The organism is Paenibacillus sp. FSL L8-0708 (assembly GCF_038009325.1).
Lineage (GTDB): Bacteria > Bacillota > Bacilli > Paenibacillales > Paenibacillaceae > Paenibacillus_AQ > Paenibacillus_AQ odorifer.
On record NZ_JBBPBC010000001.1, the window covers coordinates 39649 to 53801 of the forward strand.

Annotated in this window: 16 protein-coding genes and 1 riboswitch; of the genes, 15 read left to right on the forward strand and 1 reads right to left on the reverse strand. The window is 44.9% G+C overall.

Annotated elements, in window-relative coordinates:
• Positions 1-120: 120 nt before the first annotated feature.
• From NYE58_RS00180 to NYE58_RS00240, 13 genes are all read left to right on the forward strand, one after another.
• Positions 121-1404, forward strand: coding sequence for an HD domain-containing protein (locus NYE58_RS00180; RefSeq protein WP_076277930.1), 1284 nt, complete (start codon positions 121-123; stop codon positions 1402-1404).
• A 51-nt stretch (positions 1405-1455) separates the two neighbouring features.
• Positions 1456-2226 carry a TatD family hydrolase gene (locus NYE58_RS00185; protein WP_036678823.1) on the forward strand — a complete coding sequence of 257 codons (771 nt, stop codon included), beginning with the start codon at positions 1456-1458 and terminating at the stop codon, positions 2224-2226.
• Positions 2227-2424: 198 nt separating this feature from the next.
• Positions 2425-2654: riboswitch (cyclic di-AMP (ydaO/yuaA leader) on the forward strand.
• Between the two features lie 284 nt (positions 2655-2938).
• Entirely contained in the window at positions 2939-4105 is a 1167-nt protein-coding gene (locus NYE58_RS00190; RefSeq protein WP_076105834.1) for a 3D domain-containing protein, read from the forward strand.
• Between the two features lie 176 nt (positions 4106-4281).
• Complete coding sequence (gene rnmV, locus NYE58_RS00195) at positions 4282-4833, forward strand: ribonuclease M5 (RefSeq protein ID WP_036678817.1); 552 nt, start codon at positions 4282-4284, stop codon at positions 4831-4833.
• Positions 4830-5714, forward strand: coding sequence for a 16S rRNA (adenine(1518)-N(6)/adenine(1519)-N(6))-dimethyltransferase RsmA (gene rsmA / locus NYE58_RS00200; RefSeq protein WP_036678815.1), 885 nt, complete (start codon positions 4830-4832; stop codon positions 5712-5714). The genes rnmV and rsmA overlap by 4 nt, the downstream gene beginning before the upstream one ends.
• A gap of 164 nt (positions 5715-5878) precedes the next feature.
• Positions 5879-6781 carry a sporulation peptidase YabG gene (gene yabG, locus NYE58_RS00205; RefSeq protein WP_036678813.1) on the forward strand — a complete coding sequence of 301 codons (903 nt, stop codon included), beginning with the start codon at positions 5879-5881 and terminating at the stop codon, positions 6779-6781.
• 276 nt (positions 6782-7057) lie between these two features.
• Positions 7058-7333, forward strand: a complete 276-nt coding sequence (gene veg, locus NYE58_RS00210; protein ID WP_019914493.1) for a biofilm formation stimulator Veg — start codon at positions 7058-7060, stop codon at positions 7331-7333.
• Between the two features lie 143 nt (positions 7334-7476).
• Positions 7477-7653, forward strand: a complete 177-nt coding sequence (locus tag NYE58_RS00215; RefSeq protein ID WP_036678812.1) for a small, acid-soluble spore protein, alpha/beta type — start codon at positions 7477-7479, stop codon at positions 7651-7653.
• A gap of 140 nt (positions 7654-7793) precedes the next feature.
• A complete protein-coding gene (gene ispE / locus NYE58_RS00220) occupies positions 7794-8648 on the forward strand; it encodes a 4-(cytidine 5'-diphospho)-2-C-methyl-D-erythritol kinase (protein WP_076138497.1) in 855 nt (284 codons plus the stop codon).
• Positions 8649-8723: 75 nt separating this feature from the next.
• A complete protein-coding gene (gene purR, locus NYE58_RS00225) occupies positions 8724-9551 on the forward strand; it encodes a pur operon repressor (protein ID WP_036678807.1) in 828 nt (275 codons plus the stop codon).
• Between the two features lie 209 nt (positions 9552-9760).
• Positions 9761-10048: a septation regulator SpoVG gene (gene spoVG / locus NYE58_RS00230; protein ID WP_020425826.1), complete on the forward strand. Its 288-nt coding sequence runs from the start codon at positions 9761-9763 to the stop codon at positions 10046-10048.
• Positions 10049-10320: 272 nt separating this feature from the next.
• Positions 10321-11721 carry a bifunctional UDP-N-acetylglucosamine diphosphorylase/glucosamine-1-phosphate N-acetyltransferase GlmU gene (gene glmU, locus NYE58_RS00235; RefSeq protein ID WP_076138495.1) on the forward strand — a complete coding sequence of 467 codons (1401 nt, stop codon included), beginning with the start codon at positions 10321-10323 and terminating at the stop codon, positions 11719-11721.
• Positions 11722-11808: 87 nt separating this feature from the next.
• Positions 11809-12762 carry a ribose-phosphate diphosphokinase gene (locus tag NYE58_RS00240; protein WP_036678796.1) on the forward strand — a complete coding sequence of 318 codons (954 nt, stop codon included), beginning with the start codon at positions 11809-11811 and terminating at the stop codon, positions 12760-12762.
• Between the two features lie 88 nt (positions 12763-12850).
• Here the strand turns inward: NYE58_RS00240 and NYE58_RS00245 are convergent, their stop codons facing one another.
• Complete coding sequence (locus NYE58_RS00245) at positions 12851-13051, reverse strand: hypothetical protein (RefSeq protein ID WP_036678792.1); 201 nt, start codon at positions 13049-13051, stop codon at positions 12851-12853.
• A gap of 125 nt (positions 13052-13176) precedes the next feature.
• On the opposite strand from NYE58_RS00245, the gene pth reads away from it, so the two are divergent.
• Positions 13177-13737: an aminoacyl-tRNA hydrolase gene (pth, locus tag NYE58_RS00250; protein ID WP_076218449.1), complete on the forward strand. Its 561-nt coding sequence runs from the start codon at positions 13177-13179 to the stop codon at positions 13735-13737.
• Between the two features lie 84 nt (positions 13738-13821).
• On the forward strand, positions 13822-14052 hold the full coding sequence (locus NYE58_RS00255; protein WP_036678789.1) for an anti-sigma-F factor Fin family protein: 231 nt from the start codon (positions 13822-13824) through the stop codon (positions 14050-14052).
• Positions 14053-14153 lie beyond the last annotated feature (101 nt).

Consider the following 14153-nt stretch of genomic DNA (forward strand, 5'->3'; position numbering starts at 1 on the left):
AAGCATTTTGTCGATTTACCAAGACCAAAAATGATACTTTTCGACAAAGTACGACATAATTACTTATTATATACTGATATTAGTTAAAATCATATTAAATTATTAGAAGGAGTTGATCTCATGAAGCAGCCGCTCACGGAAGAAAAAGTTTTCAAGGATCCCGTTCATAATTATATTCACGTACAGGATACGATTATTTGGCGACTAATTAATACAAAAGAATTTCAGCGTTTACGTCGGATTCGCCAGTTAGGTACCTCATATCTCACTTTTCATGGTGCAGAGCATAGTCGTTTTTCTCATTCTTTAGGAGTATATGAAATTACACGCCGAATCATTTCGCAATTTGAGCGCAGCGGGTATAAGGATTGGATTCCTGAAGAAAGTTTGCTTACTTTGTGTGCGGCTTTGCTGCATGATTTAGGGCATGGTCCATTTTCACATTCTATAGAAGAAGCTTTTGAAATGGACCATGAGGATTGGACCTGCCGAATTATTTTGGAGGACACGGAGATCACCGAAATATTGCGTGATGTGGAGGAAGATTTTCCTCGTAAAGTAGCCTCAGTTATCTCTAAGACATATGAGCATGAAATTGTTGTCAATTTGGTTTCCAGTCCGCTGGATGCTGATCGTATGGATTATTTGCTGCGTGATGCGTACTATACAGGTGTAAACTATGGAACCATCGATATTGATCGGATTTTGAGAATGCTTCGTCCTTATAATGGGCGGATTGTAGTAAAAGAATCAGGTATGCATGCCATTGAAGATTATTTAATGTCGCGTTATCAAATGTACTGGCAGGTATATTTTCATCCGGTGACGCGCAGCTCTGAAATTATTTTGCGTCAAATCTTCCGTAGAGCTAAAGAATTGTTCCAAGAGGAGTACAAATTTCGCTTTATGATCGCTCCGCTGGAAGATCTCTTTCGAGGAGAAGTAACAGTGAAGCAATATTTAATGCTTGATGAGGCACTGGTACAGACTGCCTTTATGCAATGGACCCTTGAAGAAGATGAGTTATTAAGCGACTTGTGTACCCGTTTTATTCATCGTAAACTGTATAAATATGTAGAGATCGAGAATTTGGATACAGATATGATTACGGAAATCCGCAGCAGTTTTGCGGGAGCGGGACTTAACCCAGAATATGACTTAGAGATTGATTATCCGACAGATTTGCCTTATGATGTGTTCCGTCCAGGAGCAGCCTTCGACAATAATCAAATTTTACTGCTTGATCGCAATGAGCAATTGCGGGAAATTTCAGAGGTATCGGATATTGTACGCTCAATAAGCGGGATTCATCGTGGCAGATATCACCTATATTTCCCACAGGATAAGCTGAAAAAAGCCCTTACACGGTTGCCCTCTTCTGTAGCAGAGATTTTTGCAAAATAATACAAATATTTATGGAACTATTGATAAAAACAACAAGGAGTGAGCTTTAAAATGTATCTGTTCGACACACATACACATTTAGATGCGCCTCAATTCGACGAGGATCGCGAGGAAGTTATAGCTCGTGCAGTAGAGGCCGGAGTTAGCAAGATGATCAATATTGGATTTAATCGGGAAACGATCCCTTCAACGATGAAGCTGGCTGAATCTTATGATTATATTTATGCAGCGGTGGGCTGGCATCCACAGGATGCGATTGATATGAAAGAGGGGGACCTCGATTGGATCGCCTCTCTTTGCAGCCATGAGAAAGTGGTGGCCATCGGAGAGATTGGGTTGGATTATTATTGGGATACCTCTCCCAAGGATGTGCAGCAGGAGGTCTTCCGCAAACAAATTGGACTAGCCCGTGAACTAAAAATGCCAATCTGTATACATGACCGTGATGCCCATGAAGATGTCGTACGGATTTTACGGGAGGAAAAAGCAAATGAAATTGGTGGCGTAATGCATTCTTTCTCAGGCAGCTGGGAAACCGCAAAAATGTGTCTAGATCTAGGATTTCATTTGTCATTTGGAGGACCGATCACGTTCAAAAATGCCAGAGTGCCTAAAGAGGTGCTTGCACAGACGCCATTGGACAGATTATTGATCGAAACAGACGCTCCATATTTGACTCCACACCCCTTCCGAGGCAAGCGAAATGAGAGTGCTCATGTGAAGTTAGTAGCAGAGGCTGCGGCTGAAATTAAAGGGTTAACATGGGAAGAATTGGCTAAAATTACGTATGCGAACGCACTGGAACGATTTGGGATTGTCTGAAAACAGGAGTAAAACGGGTGAAAAATAGAGAATGGCCGATATATTAAACTTTTTTAATATAAAAACGGCTGATTATTACAATATTTTAACCATATATTTGCGTAAACGTGGTTGAATCGTCCTTTACAACATGCATCAAAACAGGATATCATCTTTTCAGTGATGTGAGCTGTTGTTATTGTGACAGCCATTGATTCATGGATCGTCTCGCTGAGTCTCCGTATGGAGAACGGGGGAACCAATATTGAACTGCCGCATGCCTGTATCTTGAATACGACTAGGAATTGCCGCAGAACAATATTTGATTTCTTCACGTGGTCTTTGGGGTGAATTTAAGGGCAACCGCCGTGAGCGGGTGACCTGAAATAGGGCGTCTCTCTTTCGTCCGAACCCGACAGCTAACCCCGTAAGCGCAAGTAAGAGAGGCAACCTCGTGCACAAACATTCCCGCGTATTCTGACATCGGAGAAGCCACGAAAGAGTCCTCAAGAGAACTCTTTTTAGGCTTCTTTATTTTGAATAAACTGAATGTTGCCCGCATACTGTTATATAACAGGTGTGGGAGTAGCTGTGCCGAGCAGGCGATCCATGAGCAGGAGACGCTAAGTTAATACGTGCGTATCCTGTGACAATCTCAAATAGTTTCGTCAAAGAAATTCAGTCCTCATGATATACAAATTGACGACGAGGCTATGTAAGGAGGATGGAGAGAATGGGCTTATTCCAACCAGAGGTATCCCATGATTCGCAGTCATCCAGCAGGTCTTTCGCATTACGGTGGGAGCAAGTAAATACTCGCGTACTTTTACTTGCAGGTGTGATTTCAATCGCAATCGCGCTGTTAATTCTGCTGTACGTACACGGTCAAAGTAATAAACAATTAGTTTTAGTAATAGACGGGCAAACACAGACACTTGAAACGCGAGAAGCACTTCTTGGTGATGTGTTGGAGAAAGAGCAAATTTCGCTGCAGCCGCATGATGAATTATCTTTAGGTCTGAGTGATGAAATAAAAGACGGTGACCGTGTCGTTATCAATCGTGCGCAGAAATTTAGCCTTACTGCGGACGGAGCAACAAAAACGTTATATACGACCGAAGACACTATCGGTCAAGCGATTGACAAACTGGGTATCAACCTAGAAGGCTATGATAAGATTTTTCCTTCGTTAGACACCACCATCTCTGCTGACATGGAGATTAAGATCGTTCGTATCAACAAGCAAACGGTACAGCGAACAACTAACTTACCTTTCCGTGTTATTAAGACAGCAGATCCCTCCCTTACTGTGGGAACAGTTAGAGTGGCACAGGCAGGCAAACCAGGCGTCATGGTTCAGCATATTGAAAAGATCTATCAAGACGGAGAACTGGCCTCTATGCGCATGATCGGCAAGGAAGTACAAACGGTAACAAAAGATAAGATCATTGCCGTTGGTACTAAAGCACTTCCTAAGCCTACTGTAGTTGCTAAAGCTACAACAACTTCCAAATCAAGCACTACCTCCAAAACGACTAAAGTTAGCGCTAAGACTAAGAACGTCACAAGCAAGGCTGGCGTAGACTTTGAGTACAAGAAGATGATTAAGAACGTCTCCATGACAGCTTATTCGTCAGAAGAGCCAGGGATAGGTACTAAAACTGCCTCCGGAACACGCGTAACGGAAGGTCGTACAATTGCAGTAGATCCGAATGTAATTCCTATTGGCTGGTGGGTTTATATCGATGGGCTTGGATTCCGCCGTGCAGAGGATACTGGCGGTGCCATTAAAGGCAATAAAGTGGATGTCTATTATGATTCCCTGAGCCATGCTCGTAATTTCGGCCGTAAATCACGTACCGTTTATGTGATTGGACCTGTGAAACCTGAGCTTAACTAGAACTGAAGCTTTTGCAAAAAATCCTTTGATAAGCTATAGTGATGATAACCGTTAAGGAACGCTGGATGATCATTTCGTTGATCGCAGAGCAACCGCTCATCACTTATACATTCTTTAACCAAAAGAAGAGGAGCGAATCCTCTTCTTTTTGCTTTTTTTGGAAGGAGTCAAGAAATATGATTAAGGAATTAATCGTCGTTGAAGGCAAAAGCGATACCGTAGCCATTAAGCGTGCTGTAGAAGCGGATACCATTGAGACAGGCGGCTCTGCTGTAAACCGGACTGTAATTGCTAAGATCGCGCTTGCTATGGAACGTAGAGGGGTTATTATTCTTACGGACCCGGACCATGCTGGGGAGCGAATTCGTAAAATCGTTTCAGCGAAGGTGCCGGGCTGCAAGCATGCTTTTATTCCAGAGAAGGACGCAACTCGAAAAGGGGATATCGGTGTAGAGAATGCATCGCCAGAGGCGATTCGTCATGCGCTGCGTAATGTACATACCTCTTTTGAAGGAGCACCTGCTTTGATTGGTATTGATGATCTTATGGCCGCTGGAATGCTTGTACACCCTCGGGCTGCTGAAAGACGTATGGCGCTTGGTAATTTGCTTGGAATCGGATATTGTAACGGCAAACAGCTGTACAAGCGGCTGGCGATGTTTGGGATTACGCGGGAGGAATTTGCCGGGGCTCTCGCCCAAATTGATCAGGGAGGCATTACTTCATGAGTGGTAGAGAGGAAATTTCGACTCCAAAACGGACCAAAGAGATTATTCAACGTTATGGATTCAAGTTCAAGAAAAGCCTGGGACAAAATTTTTTGATTGATCAAAATATTTTGGACAAGATTGTAGACGCTGCTGGACTAGATAGCGATTCTGGGGCGCTGGAGATCGGGCCGGGAATTGGAGCGCTGACGGAGCGTCTGGCACTAACAGCGGGTGCTGTAACTGCCGTAGAGATTGACCGTAGACTGATTCCAATATTAAAAGACGTACTTTCCCCCTATCCCCATGTTAAGGTTCGTAACGATGATGTCCTCAATGTGAACTTGCAGGAAATGTTCAAGGAAGATTTCACCACTGTGAACAAGGTCAGTGTGGTTGCTAACCTGCCTTATTATGTGACTACTCCGATTCTGATGAAGCTGCTCGAAGAGAAGCTTCCCCTTGATAACATCGTTGTAATGATTCAGAAGGAGGTTGCGGAGCGTATGGCTGCATCTCCAGGTGGAAAGGAATACGGAAGTCTTAGCATTGCCGTGCAGTACTACAGCGAGCCTGAGCTCGTCTGTATCGTGCCACGTACGGTATTCATCCCTCAACCTAATGTGGAGTCTGCTGTTATTCGTCTGAAGGTTAGAGAGCATCCTCCGGTAAAGGTGGAGAGTGAGAAGCATTTCTTTGAAGTGGTTCACGCTTCTTTCACACAGCGCCGCAAGACGATTGCTAACAATCTGAAGGCTCGCTACTTCCCTGAACAAGGACGTGAGCAGCTGGAGGCTTTACTCGCAGAAGCGGGTATTGAACCGACCCGTCGCGGAGAAACACTCAGTCTTGAAGAATACGCCCGCTTAAGCGGTGTTTTGCTAGCCGCTGGAATTGAATAAGCAATAGGAAACGGTTGTTGTCTTAAGGACGACAACCGTTTCTCGTAGAAATATAAGGATGTTATTCTGGTGGAGCATTATACATTCTTATATTTTAAAAATATGTTGAGTTATGAACCAACTGAGGCCTTTGCCCATACGATGGGGTAGAGGTGGTGGTTGTAATGAATTTAGGAGACTTGGTCGTTCGCAAATCTTATGGCGGTGATTTAACATTTCGTGTAGATAATATTGTGCAGGATAGAGCCGTCATTAAAGGCACAGATTTCCGCCTGTTGGCGGATTCTCCTCTGGATGACCTGGTTCAAGTGCCTCCTACCCGAATAACGGAACGGGGACAGCAAGCACAGATCAAAGCGAAGGAATCACTGACACAGCTGCGGAAGGACCGTCAGGAGCAAAGTCAGCGGAGCGGGGGAACCCTAACAGAGGGGACATGGGCTCCACCGTCCAAGGAAGCTCCTTATTTTGAAGTGCCAGGTAAAGTACTGCATCTGGATGGCGATCCGGCATATTTGAATAAGAGCCTTAGCTTATACGAGCAGCTGCGGATTCCCGCTGAAGGGCATCATGTTCATGAATCTGCAATGGCTGATACGTTATACCGGCTGTTGCCCCGTGTACGCCCAGATATTGTAGTGATCACTGGTCATGATGGGGTACTGAAGCAACAGCATACTTACGATCTGTATAGTCTGAATAGCTATAAAAATTCGCAAAACTTTATAGCTGCTATTAGGGTAGCTAGGGAGTATGAGCGGAATTTTGATGCGTTGACTATTGTTGCCGGTGCTTGTCAATCTCATTTCGAGGCATTACTTGGAGCTGGAGCTAATTTTGCCAGTTCACCTGGTCGAATTTTGATCCATGCTCTGGATCCCGTGTATGTAGCAGCAAAATCATCCTTTACTTCCATCAGGGATACTGTAAATCTTAGCGATGTTCTGAATAATACCATCAGCGGAAATCAGGGTATTGGTGGTGTTGAGACCCGTGGCAGCTTCCGCATCGGAATGCCGCGACTGCAGAATCTGTCGGCGCTAAAAGTGACACCATCAGCCATTTAAGCGGCAGAGATAGGTCTATGGTGTCAGGAATATAGGTAATTTGAATGGGCTGAATAGAATATCCGAAAGAAAGGGTGAGCGCTGAGCTTAACCCTTTCTTTTTTTCTTTGTAATGCCTATATTACAGATAACAAGGATATTAGTCCGGCGCTGATTTCTCGCAAAAAAATTCCGTTGACAACGAAATATGCATCAACTATAATTAATTATTTATTTGCTTTGACATTGTCCTGAAAAAGTTGTATAATGGACAAGAAAAGAGGTGGTCGTCAGGTAATGGCTAATAACGCGCTGTTGGAAATCAAACGCAGTCTTGAAGCTCACGTCGGTCATAAGATCACATTGCGTGCAAACGGAGGTCGTCGTAAAACCGTTGAACGCACAGGTGTCCTGGAAGAAACGTACCCTTCTGTATTTATTGTCAAACTGGATCAGGAGCAGCAAACTTTTAAGCGAGTCTCCTATAGCTATGCCGATATACTTACTGAATCTGTGGAAATCACAGTTTGTGAAGACGATGGGCAGATGCGGATTATGTATATTAAAGCTTAATGTTTCACGAACAGTCTCCCTTGGAGGCTGTTTTTTGTTTGCGTTTTTTGGGACAAATATTTGGTGCATGATCCGTGAGCTAAGCAAGCATACTAATTGGGCAACGGGTTAATCATTTATTTTCATAAGGGAGGAATTCCGTAATGAGCCGCAGAAAACGAGGCATGATGTCGGAGGAACTGAAGACAGAGTTAGCCAAGGAGCTGGGTTTTTATGAAACCGTGGAACGTGAGGGCTGGGGTGGAATTACAACTCAAGACGCTGGCAACATGGTGAAAAAAGCGATACAGCTTGCTGAACAGGCTGCGCGGAAATCTTAAATTTTAGGCTATAAATTGAATATTACTGAAAAAGGGTGCGTCTAAATGGCGACACCCTTTTATTATTGGACTTCATTAGAAGTTTCTCATATAATATGTTAAGTTGTTTTTACGGGAAAAGCTGAAGGTGGGTGAACGCCTTGAAAATGTATGAAAAGGCACCAGCTAAAATTAATTTGATGCTGGATGTGCTGCACAAACGTGCTGACGGTTTTCATGAGGTGGAAATGATTATGACCATGGTAGATTTAGCAGACCGCTTAGAGCTGTCTGAGCTGCCAAGGGATACTATTATAATATCAAGTCAGGCTGGTTATATTCCCCTGGACGAGAAAAATTTAGCTTTCCAGGCGGCAAGGCTTATTAAAGACCGTTATAACGTGAAGAGTGGGGTACATATCCATCTGGATAAAAGAATTCCGGTTGCGGCTGGCCTGGCTGGCGGCAGCAGTGATGCCGCAGCTACGCTACGCGGTCTAAACCGTCTGTGGCGTCTGGGTATTCCTGCGCAGGAGCTACAGGAGCTTGGCGCTGAGCTGGGTTCTGATGTACCTTTCTGCGTCACAGGCGGCACAGCCTTGGCTACAGGACGAGGCGAAAAGCTGACACCAATCAATAACCCGCCACAATGCTGGGTTGTGTTGGCGAAACCACCGATCAATGTATCGACTGCAGAAGTGTATGGACGCGTTCGGAGCAATAATATAGCGGTTCATCCTTCTGCTCGAAAGATGCAGCAAGCGATAGAAGCTGGAGACTTTGGGGGCGTGTGCAACCATCTGGGCAACGTGCTTGAAGATGTTACCCTAAAGCTGCATCCAGAAGTTCAGCAGCTTAAGGAAGCGATGATAAAGCTTGGAGCAGATGGCGTACTGATGTCAGGCAGTGGACCTACCGTATTCGGATTAGTGTCCAAGCAGTCTAAAGTAGCAAGGATTTACAACGGGCTGCGAGGGTTCTGCAAGGAAGTCTACGCAGTGAGATCACTGAATTAGTCTGCTTCTCTTGTGTAAACCCGTACAAAAGTGATATATTTTTCTAAAATATTCGGTTTTGGCGAGGAGCATTCCGTGAAGAAATTAAAAAGAAGCCAACGTTTGGTAGACATGACTCAGTTTTTACTTGAGCGGCCGCATGAACTACTGCCGCTGTCTATATTTGCCGATCGCTATGGAGCGGCTAAATCCTCCATCAGTGAAGATTTGGCAATCATAAAAGAAGTATTTGAAGGTGAAGGCATCGGAGAGCTGCAGACTTTAGCTGGTGCAGCGGGTGGAGTACGTTATATCCCGGTTATGCCTAAAGATATGGCGCTTACCTTTGTGCAGCGCTTATGTGTGCAGCTAGAGCAGACTGACCGGATATTGCCTGGCGGTTATTTGTATATGTCGGATCTACTTGGGTTGCCGTCTTTGATGGAACAGGCGGGTAAGATCATCGCAACGGCCTTTTACGGATCGGAAATCGATGTGGTGATGACCGTTGAAACGAAAGGCATTCCACTAGCCTATGCAACAGCAGCGCAGCTAGGCTTGCCGGTAGTGCTTGTGCGACGTGACCATCAGGTTACAGAGGGATCAGCAGTAAGTATTAACTACGTATCAGGATCTCATAAAAGCATACACACAATGTCTCTCTCCAGACGTGCACTCAAGGAGAAATCGCGAGTACTTATCGTAGATGACTTCATGAAGGCGGGAGGGACTGTACGTGGTATGGTCGATCTGCTCGGTGAATTTAATGCCGAGGTTGCTGGGGTAGGCGTTTTAGTGGAATCAGGCGCTGTAGAGACGGAAGAGCGTCTGTTGCACGATTACGTGTCCTTGGTAAAACTAAGTGAAGTAGACTCGAAAGAGCGGAGAATTTCGGCGCATCCGGGCAACTACTTTTCCTCTTGATTAGCCATTCTCTTACATTTTCAAAAAGCGTGGAAATTGTCGAAAACGTAAGGAATATTAAGAAAACTACTCGATGTATGTCGAAAACAACATATCCCAAAAAATATATTTCTTTTTTAGGTATTTTATGGAATCAAAAAGAAGGAATTCGCTTTGCTGTGTGGAATTATACACCAAGTCTCTGATGGAAAAAGGTGGTGAACACACACATGCAAATTACGGATGTCAGACTCCGCCGCGTTAACTCTGAGGGGAGAATGAAAGCAATCGCATCCATTACCATCGATAACGAGTTTGTTGTTCATGACATTCGCGTCATCGATGGCAATAATGGGATGTTTGTTGCAATGCCCAGCAAGCGTACACCGGACGGCGAATTCCGCGATATCGCGCACCCGATCTCTTCGGGAACACGCGAGAAGATTCAATCCGCGGTTCTGGCCGAGTACGATCGCGCCGCTACGGAAGAAGAAGAAGTTATTGAAGAGGGAGCTTAGGCTTCCTCGGAAGACTGCTACCTTTTGGGTGGCGTAGGATCCGCCGTTTTTGATAAGATCACACCGACATACACTTCATGAATTAGCAGCCTGATCTTGCAAGAAAAGCTATTGCTGGTGAAGGATTTGACGACATCTTCGAAAGGCAGCGATAAATGCTTTTCTAACTTGGGGTTTATAGAAAAGAGAACCATGACTTCATGGTTCTCTTTTCTTTTTGCCCGGAATGAGATATATTCAGTAGTGAGTTCAAGAGTAGGAGGTTGGCATTCTTGAAAAGAATGGCTGTAGTACTTGCCGCAGGTCAAGGCAAGCGAATGAAATCTAAATTATATAAGGTGCTGCACCCCGTTTGCGGTAAGCCGATGGTAGGGCACGTGCTTGATACAGTAAAAGCGACCGGATGCCAGCGCACCGTTGTTGTTGTTGGGCATGGCGCAGAGAAAGTTAAGGCCTATGTAGGTGAAGGAGCGGAATACGTTCTGCAGGAAACTCAGCTCGGCACTGGCCATGCTGTCAAACAAGCAAAGGATTTACTTGCTGGCGAAGAAGGAACAACTATAGTTATTTGTGGAGACACACCACTCGTAACCACGGAGACCCTGGAAGGACTAATGGCGCTTCATGAACAGCGTAATGCGGCTGCAACCGTATTGACAGCTGTTATGGAAAAACCTACAGGCTACGGAAGAATTATTCGTGGTGAAGATGGCGGCGTTCTGAAGATTGTAGAGCAGAAGGATTGCACTACTGAAGAAGATGCGGTTCAAGAAATCAATACAGGCACTTATTGTTTTGATAATGCTAAATTATTTGCTGCACTCGAGAAGGTAACGAACAGTAATAACCAGCAGGAGTATTATTTGACTGATGTGATTGGGATTCTTCGTTCACAAGGGGATACCGTACTAGGATATCAGACCCATGACGCAGCTGAGTCTATCGGCGTTAATGATCGTTTAGCTTTGTCCGAAGCGGAAGCCTTTATGCGTCAACGTATTAATCGTAAACACATGCTAGGCGGTGTGACCATCATTGATCCAGCCTCGACTTATATCGGAGCAGATGTAGTTATCGGATCAGATACTACGCTTTATCCAGGAACTATCCTGAAAGGGAAGACTGTAATCGGGGACAATTGTGTGATCGGACCGGCTAGTGAAATCGAAGACTGTCAGATTATGGATGATGCAACGATTAAGCAGTCCGTATTGAATCAAGCTCAAGTTGGCGCACGGACAACCGTTGGGCCTTTTGCCTATTTGCGTCCAGGCTCTGTGCTTGGAGAAGAAGTTAAGGTTGGAGATTTCGTCGAGATCAAGAATGCTACGATTGGTGACGGTTCAAAAGTGTCACATCTTAGTTATGTTGGCGACGCATCTGTAGGTAAGAATGTAAACGTCGGGTGCGGTGCGATTACCGTTAACTACGACGGGTATAATAAATTCAAGACAACAATCGCAGACGATGCCTTTATTGGCAGTAATGTTAACCTTATTGCTCCAGTTACTGTGGGCAAAGGGGCTTTTGTTGTAGCAGGTTCGACAATTACACGTTCCGTTTCCGAGAACGATCTGGCTGTAGCTAGAGTAAGACAAGAGAACAAACCGGGATATGCAGAGAAGATCCGTTCCCGTGCTAAAGCGAAGAAAGACCACTCGAGTCCATCGTAAAGCGTTGCTAAGAAGCGCCGGACGGACTTATATTTCCGCGCCGGCGCCTTTGGAAAGCTAAATTCCGTCACGGAGGGTTTATATTTTATGACTTATTGTGATTCCAAGTTAAAGATTTTCACCTGTAACTCCAATCCTAAGCTAGCTAGTCAAATTGCTGATTACATCGGGATTCCGATGGGTGAATCACACACCACAAGTTTCAGCGATGGAGAAATTCAGGTCAAGCTGTCAGAAAGCGTTCGGGGATGCCATGTTTATATTGTTCAATCCACTTGTGGCCCTGTAAATGATAACCTGATGGAGCTTTTGGTTATGGTAGATGCGCTTAAACGTGCCTCCGCAAAAAGCATCAACGTGGTTATCCCTTACTACGGATATGCCCGTCAAGATCGTAAAGCCCGTTCCCGTGACCCCATTACCGCTAAGCTGGTAGCCAATCTAATTGAAAAGGCTGGCGCTCACCGTGTAATCACGATGGATCTGCATGCCATGCAGATTCAAGGATTCTTCGATATTCCAGTGGATCACTTGCTTGGTGTACCGATTCTGGCTCAGTATTTCCGTTCCAAGCAAATCGAGAACCCAGTTGTCGTATCGCCGGACCATGGCGGTGTAGTACGTGCAAGAAAGCTTGCTGATTTCCTGAACGCTCCACTGGCTATTATAGACAAGCGTCGTCCAGAACCTAACGTCAGCGAAGTTATGAACATCATCGGTAATATCGAAGGCAAAACAGCCATCCTGATCGATGATATCATCGATACCGCTGGAACGATCGTACTTGGTGCTAATGCTTTGATGGAAGGCGGCGTGAAGGAAGTATACGCATGCTGTACACACCCAGTATTGTCTGGTCCTGCACACGAGCGTCTGGAGAATTCTCCAATCAAAGAAATTATCGTGACGGATACCATTCCAATTCGTAGCGCGAATCCAACCTCTAAGCTCAAGGTGTTGTCCGTGGCTCCACTTATGGGTGAGGCAATTATCCGCGTTCATGAAGAGTTGTCGATTAGTAAATTGTTCGAGATTGAATAAATATAACGAATGAATAGTACAAAAGGGTTACACCTCCGTTCTCGGAGATGTAACCCTTATCGGCGTGCTACAGGTAGAACTACTGGATTTAATATCCGGGACGGGAGACAAAGGTGAATAAACTGCGGTTATATAGTGTCCCTTGTAGCTCCACGAAAGCTTCGTCTACCGCTGTTAATACACCGATATCAATATGCACGTCGCCCTTGTATATTTCCACGGGCACAGCATATTGGATGTGGTACTGAAAATGGCGTTGATGTGTCAATAATTCGCCTTTGTGCGGCATGGGTTATCACCTGTCTTCGGAGTATAATTTCGCTCTGGTTGCACAGAGATATGTAGATTAGATCTATTGTACCAAAAACGGACTCCTCTTGCCGGAGAGCCCGAACGGAAAGGAAAGGTTCGATAATGAAATGGATTGTCGGATTGGGAAATCCCGGAACACAGTACGCGAAAACAAGGCATAATGTTGGCTTTATGGCTTTGGATGAGCTTGCTGCCCAGAACGGAATTGCCTTCAACCAGAGCAAATGTAAATCCGTCTTCGGTGAAGGGGTCATTGGTGGCGTCAAAACCGTATTGATTAAGCCCATGACCTTTATGAACTTGTCCGGTGAGGCCGTTCGCGCTTATATGGATTATTACAAAGTTCAACTTGAAGATATGATCGTCGTTTATGATGATTTGGATACAGAAATCGGAAAAATCCGCTTGCGTTATCAAGGAAGCGCTGGTGGACATAATGGAATTAAATCCATCATACAGCATGTAGGAACACAAAATTTCAATCGGGTACGAATGGGTATTTCTCGTCCTGAGCCAGGTTTTGCTATTGTCGATTATGTTCTTTCTACTTTTCCTAAGAAGGAAAGCGATCCGCTTAAGCAAATGATCCTTAATACTTGTGATGCACTGGAATACAGCTTACAGCATTCATTCGAGCAGACGATGGCTAAGTTCAATGGTTAATCTGTAAACCCTGTTGTTTTTAAGGCTAAAGATGAAGCTGCCCGGACATACTGAAGGTATATAGTACCTTCAGGAGGCATATAGATGGCAATAAACTATGTTTGTAGGCACTGTAAGACATCTCTAGGCAGTATTAATAGAAGTGATGTTACAGAAATGCAGTTGGGCCTTCATTCCTTGACCCCTGCGGAGCGCAGAGATATAATAGCGTATAATTCAGAAGGTGAAATCACGGTAAAGGTTACTTGCGACTATTGCAAGGAGGCTTTAGAGAACAATCCGGAGCTTAGCCTGCTGACAAGTCCGCTTCAGTAAGGTGGAAGCGCCTGTCTCTATCGTCATCCGCAAGCCTTGGCGTTACAGCTGAGGCTTCTTTTCGATTCCAATCATAATAGGTGACGGTGGCTATGCCACCG

Excerpts from the sequence above, each read along its gene's own strand:
- pth (WP_076218449.1), top strand. The coding sequence starts at position 13,177 with ATGAAATGGATTGTCGGATTGGGAAATCCCGGAACACAGTACGCGAAA.
- spoVG (WP_020425826.1), top strand. The coding sequence starts at position 9,761 with ATGCAAATTACGGATGTCAGACTCCGCCGCGTTAACTCTGAGGGGAGA.
- NYE58_RS00215 (WP_036678812.1), top strand. The coding sequence starts at position 7,477 with ATGAGCCGCAGAAAACGAGGCATGATGTCGGAGGAACTGAAGACAGAG.
- yabG (WP_036678813.1), top strand. The coding sequence starts at position 5,879 with ATGAATTTAGGAGACTTGGTCGTTCGCAAATCTTATGGCGGTGATTTA.
- rsmA (WP_036678815.1), top strand. The coding sequence starts at position 4,830 with ATGAGTGGTAGAGAGGAAATTTCGACTCCAAAACGGACCAAAGAGATT.
- NYE58_RS00255 (WP_036678789.1), top strand. The coding sequence starts at position 13,822 with ATGGCAATAAACTATGTTTGTAGGCACTGTAAGACATCTCTAGGCAGT.
- NYE58_RS00240 (WP_036678796.1), top strand. The coding sequence starts at position 11,809 with ATGACTTATTGTGATTCCAAGTTAAAGATTTTCACCTGTAACTCCAAT.
- rnmV (WP_036678817.1), top strand. The coding sequence starts at position 4,282 with ATGATTAAGGAATTAATCGTCGTTGAAGGCAAAAGCGATACCGTAGCC.
- NYE58_RS00245 (WP_036678792.1), bottom strand. The coding sequence starts at position 13,051 with ATGCCGCACAAAGGCGAATTATTGACACATCAACGCCATTTTCAGTAC.
- veg (WP_019914493.1), top strand. The coding sequence starts at position 7,058 with ATGGCTAATAACGCGCTGTTGGAAATCAAACGCAGTCTTGAAGCTCAC.
- NYE58_RS00185 (WP_036678823.1), top strand. The coding sequence starts at position 1,456 with ATGTATCTGTTCGACACACATACACATTTAGATGCGCCTCAATTCGAC.
- NYE58_RS00180 (WP_076277930.1), top strand. The coding sequence starts at position 121 with ATGAAGCAGCCGCTCACGGAAGAAAAAGTTTTCAAGGATCCCGTTCAT.
- NYE58_RS00190 (WP_076105834.1), top strand. The coding sequence starts at position 2,939 with ATGGGCTTATTCCAACCAGAGGTATCCCATGATTCGCAGTCATCCAGC.